Below are 6692 nucleotides of genomic sequence, written 5' to 3'. Positions count from 1 at the left end.
CTGGCGGATGCGCTGGAGCGAGCGTTCGACCCGGACGGGCCTTGTCGGCCCCCTCACAAGCAGCACGCATGAGCGGAGCGAACCGGGGGGTGTGGGGGGTCGCCCCCTCACAAGCAGCACGCATGAGCGAAGCGAACCGGGGGGTGTGGGGGGTCGCCCCCTCACAGGCAACACGCATGAGCGAAGCGAACCAGGGGTGTGGGGGCCGCCCCTCACAAGGAACACGCATGATGGAGGAGCGGCCATGGGCCTGCTGAGCGTCCGGGACCTCGCCGTGGAGTTCCGCACCGCGAAGGGGACGATCCGCGCGGTGGACGGGCTGTCGTTCTCCCTGGAGGAGGGCCGCACCCTCGGCATCGTCGGGGAGTCCGGGTCCGGCAAGTCCGTGACCAGCCTGGCGATCATGGGTCTGCTCGACGGCGCCCGGGTGAGCGGGTCGATCGAGTTCGCGGGCACCCAGATCGTCGGGGCGGACCGCGAGCGCGTCCGCGCGCTGCGCGGCCGCAGGGTCGCGATGATCTTCCAGGACCCGCTGTCGTCGCTGCATCCGCACTACCGCGTGGGCGAGCAGATCGCCGAGGCGCGGCGCCTGCACTTCGGCGCGTCCCGCCGCGCGGCGCGCGGGGAGGCCGTCCGGCTGCTCGCCGACGTCGGCATCCCCGATCCCGAGGAGCGGGCGGGCAACCACCCGCACCAGTTCTCCGGCGGGATGCGCCAGCGCGTGATGATCGCCATGGCACTGGCCTGCGAGCCCGACCTGCTGATCGCCGACGAGCCGACCACCGCCCTGGACGTGACCGTCCAGGCGCAGATCCTGGAGCTGATCGCGCGGATCCAGCGCGAGCGCGGGCTGGCGGTCCTGATGATCACGCATGATCTGGGGGTGGTCGCGCGGGTCGCCGACGACGTCCTCGTCATGTACGCGGGACGGGCCGTCGAGCGCGCGTCGGCCGACGCGCTGTTCGCCGTGCCCCTGCATCCCTACACGCGCGGTCTCCTCGGCTCCCTCCCCCGGCTCACCGGCCCGCCCGGCGAGCTGACCCCGATCGCGGGCACCCCGCCGTCTCCGCTGTCTCCGCCGGCGGGGTGCCCGTTCCATCCGCGGTGCGCCGAACGGGTCGAGGTGTGCGAGACCACCCGCCCGGAGCTCCTCGGCGCGTCCCACCCGGCGGCCTGCCACCTGCTCACGACCAAGGAGACCTCGGCATGACGGCGCTGCTCCGCCTGGAGGGGCTGACCAGGACGTTCCAGACGCGGCGCGGCACCGTGCGGGCCGTGAACGGCCTGGACCTGGAGGTGCGGGCCGGGGAGACGCTCGGCCTGGTCGGCGAGTCCGGCTGCGGGAAGTCCACGACGGGGCGGATGCTCGTCCGGCTCCTGGACCCCACGGCCGGGCGGATCACCTTCGACGGCCAGGACATCACCCGGCTGTCCCAGCGCGCGATGCGGCCGCTCCGCCGGGACCTGCAGATCATCTTCCAGGACCCGTTCGCCTCGCTGAACCCGCGCCACACGGTCGGCTCCATCGTGGCCGAGCCGCTGCGGGTGCAGGGCGAGCAGGACCCGCGGCCCCGCGTCCAGGAGATGCTGGAGTACGTCGGGCTCGGCGCCGAGCACCTCGACCGGTACCCGCACGAGTTCTCCGGCGGTCAGGCCCAGCGGATCGGGATCGCCCGTGCCCTGGTCACCGGGCCCCGGCTGGTGATCGCGGACGAGCCGGTCTCGGCGCTGGACGTGTCGATCCAGGCCCAGATCGTCAACCTGCTGGCCGGCCTGCAGCGCCGGCTCGGCCTGGCGTACGTGTTCATCGCCCACGACCTGGCGGTGGTCAGGCACGTGTGCGACCGGATCGCGGTGATGTACCTCGGCCGGATCGTGGAGACGGGGGCCCGGGACGTGGTGTACGGCGCGCCTGCGCACCCCTACACGAGGGCGCTGCTGTCGGCGATCCCGCTGCCCGACCCGGTGGCCGAGCGGGCGCGGGAGCGCATCGTGCTCCGCGGCGACCCGCCGAGCCCGTCGGCGCTGCCGCCGGGCTGCCCCTTCCACCCGCGGTGCTTCAAGGCGCAGGAGCGGTGCCGCGCCGAGCGGCCGTCCCTGAAGATGGCCGCGGGCCGCCAGGTCGCCTGCCACTACCCGGAGACCGGACCGCTCGCCTCGTGACGAAGCCGGGGCCGGACCTCTCGGTCCGGCCCCGGCGGCGTTACGCGTGGTGTCAGATCAGTACTGGGACTTCACCGTCACTCCGCTGAACGCCTGCTTCCCGTAGAGGCTGATGTAGTTGTAGCCCGCGGGCGGGTTGGTGATGGTCAGGGTCTCGTTGTTGCCGGTGTTGACGGACCGCTGGGTGTAGGACGTCGACGTGGCCCAGCTGGTGGAGCTGTAGTAGAGGTCGGCGTCGCCGGTGCCGCCCGACGAGGTGATCTTGATCGACTGCGTGCCGGCCGGCACGTAGAGGTACAGGTAGGCCAGGTTGCCCTGGGTGGCCGTCAGGTTGCTGCGCTGGCAGTTCTGCCCGAGCTGGCGGGTGTCCGTCCCGGTGCACTCGGTCGTTCCGCCGCCGCCTCCGGCCGACACAGCCAGCTGCTTGGTCGCGGTGCCGGTGGCGCCCTTGTCGTCGGTGACGGTGAGGGAGACGGTGTAGGTGCCGTCCGCGCCGTAGGTGTGGGACGGGTTGGCCGACGTCGAGGTGGCGCCGTCGCCGAAGTCCCACCGCCGGGAGGCGATGGTGCCGTCGGAGTCGGCGGACTGGTCCGTGAAGGAGACCGCCAGCCCGTTCGCCGAGGCCGAGAACGCCGCGGTCGGCGACTGGTTGCCGCCTCCGCCGCCGCCCGCGCACGCACCGGACGCGCACGCGGCGAGCCACGTCCGCCAGTCGCTGTCGTAGCGGGTGCCAATCGTGCTCGTCAGGAAGGTCCGGGCGGCGTTCCAGTTGCCGGTCCGGTAGTAGCCGAGAACGGTCGAGACGTCGCTCGGGTGCTTCTCGAACATGTACCGCACCGCCAGGTAGCCCCAGCGGTAGATGCGGGTCGTGTCATGGCTGTAGGTGGTGTTGAAAAGGGTGCTGAGCGCGTAGGTGTTCCGCGCCGCCTCGGTGATCGCCGCGTCGTAGACCTCCTTGCGGTAGGAGTAGGAGACGTACTCGGCGAATCCCTCGATCCACCAGATGGTGGGCGTGGTGACGTTGGAGTTGAAGTCCCCGTACATGTCGAAGCGGCCGTCGAGGTAGTGCGTGTACTCGTGGTTGAGGTTCCAGATCTGGAACGCCGGGCGCACCCATTCGGCCTCGTAGGCGATGAATCGGGGCTGGTTGCCCGCGGCGGCCGGGTCGCCCTCCAGGTACATGCCGCCGTTGTTGGTGTCGATGCCGAACATCGCACCGGCGTAGGTCTGGTAGTCGGTGCTCGAATCGAAGACGCAGACCTCGATCGTCGTGTTGTTGTCGTTCGCGACGGGCCTGTTCCCGTCCTTCACCAGCCCGTGGAAGTAGGCGTCCTGGTTCTGGAGGCTGGCGCAGCTGTCCGACAGCTGGGCGGCCGTCATGTCCTGCGCCCGGATCTTGATGCTCGAACTGCAGGTGTGGTTGATGGTCAGGACGTTCGCGGCGAGCCGCTGCGCCAGGTCGCAGGTGCCGTAGTAGGAGCAGTTGGCCTTGTCGTAGTAGTCGGTCATCTCGGCGACGCCGACCCACAGCGGCGCGGTCTTCCCGGTCATGGCGCTCTGCCCGAGCAGCCCCTTGGCCAGCGGCCGGACCTTGGCCTGCATCGCGGAGTGCTGCACGAAGCGCGTCAGCTCGCGCCCCGCGTTCGAGGTCAGGTAGCTGCGGTCGGTGCCGAGCAGGGAGAGGTGCCCCGCGGCGAAGGAGTTGAGCGTGTCGAGCAGGCTCGGGTCGGACCCGACGGCCGAGACGAACTCCGGGACCTGGTGGCCGCGGAACAGCACCGTGTAGACGTTGTTCACCGCGTTGAGCATCCACCACGACGCGTCGTAGGAGCTGTTGTAGCCGGTCAGCAGCCGCTTGACCACGTAGATGTAGCGGGCGTTCTCCTCCGCGCTGTCGATCAGCGTGACCGCCTCGGCGAGGACCTCGCCGTTGGCGTCGCTGACCGTCGAGGACTTGGAGTTGCCGAAGTAGGCGTCCAGACCCGACTGGATCGCCGTCTTCAGGGTGGGGCCGTAGGTCCCCACGGTCGACGAGTTGTACCAGTGGACGTAGTAGCCGGCGCGCAGGTAGAGGACCAGCTGGGCCGTGCCGGTGCTGTTGTCGCCGGGGTAGTAGACCGCGTTGTCGCGCAGTCCATAGGCGACACTCGCCATCTGCGACTCGCGGAACGCGTAGTACGCGTCGGTGCCGGTGAGGCTGAACAGCGAGTTGACGCAGTCGGTCGTGGACGACTTGATCTGCTGTACGAGAGCACTTCCGGAACGGCTCGTGAAGTCACTCGCACTGCACGCGGCGGCGGCGGCCTTCGCGCTCGTCTTCGGAGCGCCCTTCATGGAAGGACGCTTGTGCTCCGCCGACTTCTTCGGCTGGTCGGGACTGCTCTTCAGCTCGTTCTTGTCCGCGGAGAGCGGCGGCCGGTCCTTGGCGGGGAGCGGGGCCTTCTGGACGTGGGGCGCGTCGCCGCCGTCGGGGCGGATGCTGGCCGGAGGGGGTTTCGGGGCGGCGTTCGCGGGCGCGACCAGGAACGTCGTCCCGAGGGCCACCGCCATTGACGCCAGCAGGCAGCGGGTCGATCTGCGTCTGTTTCTCACGGGGGGTTTTCCTCCATGGGGCGGGCGTCCGGTGGGGGTGCCGGACGGATTCGCAGGACTCCGGGGTCCAAGGCCCGGAGGGTCGGAAAAGCGTGCGCCCGCAGTGTCTGAGGCGGAAACGGCCCGTGGTCATACACCGCCCCATCGATCTGGGTTATGGATCCTCCCGGGCGGGCCTCACCGGCGACATCGGAAAGGAATTCTTCGAGGTGGCGCCCCGTCTTCGGCCGCGAGGCGCGCCGTATGCCGTTTCCGGACAATGACGAGAGAATGGTGAAATTGTACACTGCAATGTCACTCATACTCTGGAGGTGTCTGTGAGACGACCGAGCAGGACACGCGCGGGCGCCGCGCTCGTCATGTGCGGCGGCGTGCTGGCGGCCGCGGCGCTGGCCGGGCCGCCGCCGGCGACCGCGGCGGCCGGGGACCCGCCACGCCTGGACTGGAAGTCCTGCGGCGACGCCGCGACCCCGGCGCTGCAGTGCGCGATGCTGGAGGTGCCGCTCGACCACGACCGGCCGGACGGGCGAACGGTCAAGATCGCGCTGAACCGGCTCCCCGCCACCGCGCCCCCGGGCGAGCGGCAGGGGCCGATGCTGCTCAACCCGGGCGGGCCCGGGATCAGCGGCCTGTGGATGGCGAGCTGGATCCCGTCCCGACTGCCGCCCGACGTCGCCGCCGCCTACGACTGGATCGGCTTCGACCTGCGCGGATCCCAGCACAGCGAGCCGCGCATGTCGTGCGACCCGCACTACTTCGACGGCCCGCGGCCCGACTTCCAGGTCGGCCAGGGCACCACGGGGGCGTGGCTGGAGAAGGCCGCCGGGTACGTCGCCAAGTGCACCGGGAAGCACTCCTGGCTACTGCCGCACCTGTCGACGGTCGACCATGTCGGTGACATGGAGTCGATCCGCCGCGCGCTCGGCGCCGAGAAGATCAACTTCTTCGGGTGGTCGTACGGCACCACGCTCGGCTCGACCTACGCCCAGCTGTACCCGCGGCACGTCCGCCGCTTCGTCCTGGACAGCATCGTCGGGCCGTCCGTCTCCTGGTACGACCACAACGTCCTCCAGGACCTGCAGCACGAGAAGCGGTTCAAGGCGTTCACCGCGTGGGTCGCCAAGGCCGACGGCGTCTACCACCTCGGTACCGACCCCGCCGAGGTCGAGGCCCGGTGGTACGCCATGCGCACCCGGCTGCGCGAGCACCCCGTGGGCCGGATCGGGCCCGACGAGTTCGACGACACGCAGGTCGCGGGCGGCTACGACGTCCTGCGTTGGCCCCGGCTCGCGACGGTCCTGTCCGCCTACACCAACTCGGGCGACAGCGCGCCTCTCGTCACCGCGTACGAACGCTACGCGGCGCCGGACCCGGCGGACGACTCCTTCGACCTCTACAACGCCGTGATGTGCAGCGACAGCAAGTGGCCGCGCGACTTCCGGTACTGGCGGAAGGACCAGGCGAAGGTCAACGAGAAGGCGCCCTTCTACACCTACAACAACATGTGGTTCAACGCGGGCTGCCTGACCTGGCCCGTCAAGGCGGGGAACCGCACCAGGATCACCGGCAGGGGGCTGCCGCCCATGCTGCTGTTCCAGGCGACGGACGACCCGGCGACACCGTACGAGGGCGGCCTCGCCATGGCGCGGGCCCTGCCGAGCGCACGGCTCGTCGTGGAGAGGGGCGGCGGCAGCCACGCCATCACGTTCGCGGGCAACACGTGCCTCGACGACCTCCTGGTCGGCTATCTCCGCGGAGGGAAGGTGCCGTCGGACCGCGGCCTGGTCGACCGCACCTGCGCCAAGAACCCTGACCCGGCACCGGTCTGGGTCACGCCCGCCCCGGCCGCGGCCACGCGCGCGAAGGCGACCGCCCTACCGCGCCAGTTCGTGAGGTGACGTGGGGTACCGGCCGCCGTGCGGCGCTACTGTCCCTAT

General features: G+C 70.6%; 4 protein-coding genes. 3 read left to right on the top strand and 1 reads right to left on the bottom strand.

All coding sequences use genetic code 11. The features are described 5' to 3' along the window. Window positions 1-244: 244 nt before the first annotated feature. Both AB0H37_RS23000 and AB0H37_RS22995 read left to right on the top strand, forming a co-directional pair. Window positions 245-1210: an ABC transporter ATP-binding protein gene (locus AB0H37_RS23000; protein ID WP_360614996.1), complete on the top strand. Its 966-nt coding sequence runs from the start codon at window positions 245-247 to the stop codon at window positions 1208-1210. After that, window positions 1207-2163, top strand: a complete 957-nt coding sequence (locus AB0H37_RS22995) for an oligopeptide/dipeptide ABC transporter ATP-binding protein (RefSeq protein WP_360614994.1) — start codon at window positions 1207-1209, stop codon at window positions 2161-2163. The genes AB0H37_RS23000 and AB0H37_RS22995 overlap by 4 nt, the downstream gene beginning before the upstream one ends. Before the next feature lie 57 nt (window positions 2164-2220). On the opposite strand, the gene AB0H37_RS22990 is transcribed toward AB0H37_RS22995, so the two are convergent. Further along, window positions 2221-4755, bottom strand: a complete 2535-nt coding sequence (locus AB0H37_RS22990) for a collagenase (protein ID WP_360614992.1) — start codon at window positions 4753-4755, stop codon at window positions 2221-2223. A 311-nt stretch (window positions 4756-5066) separates the two neighbouring features. On the opposite strand from AB0H37_RS22990, the gene AB0H37_RS22985 reads away from it, so the two are divergent. Next, window positions 5067-6653, top strand: coding sequence for an alpha/beta hydrolase (locus AB0H37_RS22985; protein WP_360614990.1), 1587 nt, complete (start codon window positions 5067-5069; stop codon window positions 6651-6653). Window positions 6654-6692 lie beyond the last annotated feature (39 nt).

Origin of the sequence: Actinomadura sp. NPDC023710 (assembly GCF_040639875.1) — a bacterium.
Classification (GTDB): domain Bacteria; phylum Actinomycetota; class Actinomycetes; order Streptosporangiales; family Streptosporangiaceae; genus Spirillospora; species Spirillospora citrea.
This window is presented reverse-complemented; position numbering and strand designations above follow the sequence as displayed.

Coding starts and splice junctions, on each gene's coding strand:
- AB0H37_RS23000 (WP_360614996.1), top strand. CDS start 245: ATGGGCCTGCTGAGCGTCCGGGACCTCGCCGTGGAGTTCCGCACCGCG.
- AB0H37_RS22995 (WP_360614994.1), top strand. CDS start 1,207: ATGACGGCGCTGCTCCGCCTGGAGGGGCTGACCAGGACGTTCCAGACG.